General features: G+C 66.8%; 2 protein-coding genes. Both read right to left on the reverse strand.

Features of this window, described 5'->3' with window-relative positions; genetic code table 11:
• Window positions 1-127 precede the first annotated feature (127 nt).
• Window positions 128-691, reverse strand: coding sequence for a hypothetical protein (locus ACFXB5_RS31320; protein WP_385214033.1), 564 nt, complete (start codon window positions 689-691; stop codon window positions 128-130).
• A gap of 242 nt (window positions 692-933) precedes the next feature.
• Entirely contained in the window at window positions 934-1,488 is a 555-nt protein-coding gene (locus ACFXB5_RS31325; RefSeq protein ID WP_385214036.1) for a hypothetical protein, read from the reverse strand.
• Window positions 1,489-1,654 lie beyond the last annotated feature (166 nt).

The following is a 1,654-nucleotide window of genomic DNA, read 5'->3' on the forward strand; positions in this document are numbered from 1 at the left end:
GCCTCAGTGGGTGTGTGTTTGTGGTTTTTTCTTTGTCCCCCCCCCCCCCCGCCCCCCCGCCCCCGCGCCCCCCCCCCCCGCCGCCCCCCCCCCCCCCCCCCCGCCTGCCTGACCGCCTGCTCTACCGTCAGTGCTTGCAGTCCTTCTTCTTGGCCTTGACCTTGTGTGAGGTCTTGGCCTTGTGCTGCTTCTTCGCCTTGTGCTCGCACTTGTCCTTCTTGTGCGGGTCCTTGGCCTTGTGCGAGGCCTTGGCCTTGTGGTGCTTCTTGGCCTTGTGCGGGTCCTTGGCCTTGTGCTGCTTCTTCGGCGGGTCCGTGTTCACGACGACGACCGGGTCCGGCTCGGCGAGGGTGACGTTCCCGCAGTTGGAACCGAGGTTGGTGTCGCCAGTCGGGGCGGCGGCGCCGGTGACCAGGGTGGTGCCGGTGGCCGTGCCGCAGTCGCTGGCCTGGATGACCGAACCGTTGTAACCGCTGGTGAAGTTGACGCAGTCCGAGCCGAGGCTGACGTCGCCGGTGGTGGCGGCGCCGCCGAGGTTGCTGGTGGCGCCGGTGGCCGTCTCGCAGAGGTTTCGCTGAGCCCCGCTGGACTGCGGGAAGAGGCCATGGGCACTCGCGCTGCCTGCGCCACCGACCACCATTGTGCCCGCGGCCGCCGCGGCCATGAGAGCTGCCTTCTTACCGATCTGCATTGTTCTGGTGCCTCCATATCGGGTTCTCCGCGAATAAATCCGCAGACACCTCTTGAACGATATTTCCAGAGGCCTGGATCCGGGAATAGTCGAAGCATCACCCATCCGCCACAGTAAAGGTATATTCAGCCGTCCGTGGAAACGAAAAAATGAACGCGGCCCCGGGGGAAATTTCCCCAAGGCCGCGTTCATGCCGAGCGGATGTGTCCGGAGCTCGGTGGCGGGTTCCGGAATTCGGTGTTTCAGGACCGCTGACGCTTTCCCTGGCCACCGCTCTTGCCGCTCTTCTTGCCGTTCGCGCTCTTCCCCTCAGTTCCGTCCTGAGGGTCGGCGCCCGCGGCATTGACGCAGTTGGTCTCGTTGGTGACCTCGGAGCCGGGGCCGATTGTGATCGGGCCCGTCACAGAGGTGGTGCGGCAGTTGTTGGTCTGCTTGGTGACCCCGCCCGACTCGCTGATGTTGACGCAGTTGGTCCCGTTCTTGATTTCGGATCCGGGGGCCAGTGCGACGGTGATCGGACCGATGACGGAGTGGGTACGGCAGCGGTTCTCCTGCGTCGTCACACCCGATTCGGCGGTGTTGACGCAGTCGGTCTGATTGCTGATCTCGGTCGGGCCGGCCGCCACGGTGATGGTGCCGACGACGGAACTGGTGGTGCAGCGATTGCTCTGCGTCCCGCCGTTGGCGCCCGCCGAGCGGCTGGGACCGGTTTCGGTGGCGTCGGCTCCGCCCGCACCGCCGATGAGCAGCGCGCCCACGGTCGCCGCTAGAAGCGCCGTCCTTTTGCGCTTGTGCATAAAGAGCCTCCAATCGGGCTTCGGGTGCGGCACGCTCAGCACCGTCACCGAAAAGCCTTTCTCATGGCAGCGGGGGGGGGCGGGGGGGGGGGCGGCGCGCGGGAGCCCCACCGGGGGGCGCGGATGTGTTGGGTGCGGGGGGGGGCGCCGACAACGTGGCAGCCAC

The organism is Streptomyces sp. NPDC059455, from assembly GCF_042750115.1.
In the GTDB taxonomy this organism is placed as follows: domain Bacteria; phylum Actinomycetota; class Actinomycetes; order Streptomycetales; family Streptomycetaceae; genus Streptomyces; species Streptomyces endocoffeicus.

Bases quoted from the DNA above. Each gene is read 5' to 3' on its own strand.
- ACFXB5_RS31320 (WP_385214033.1), bottom strand. From the start codon at position 691: ATGCAGATCGGTAAGAAGGCAGCTCTCATGGCCGCGGCGGCCGCGGGC.
- ACFXB5_RS31325 (WP_385214036.1), bottom strand. From the start codon at position 1,488: ATGCACAAGCGCAAAAGGACGGCGCTTCTAGCGGCGACCGTGGGCGCG.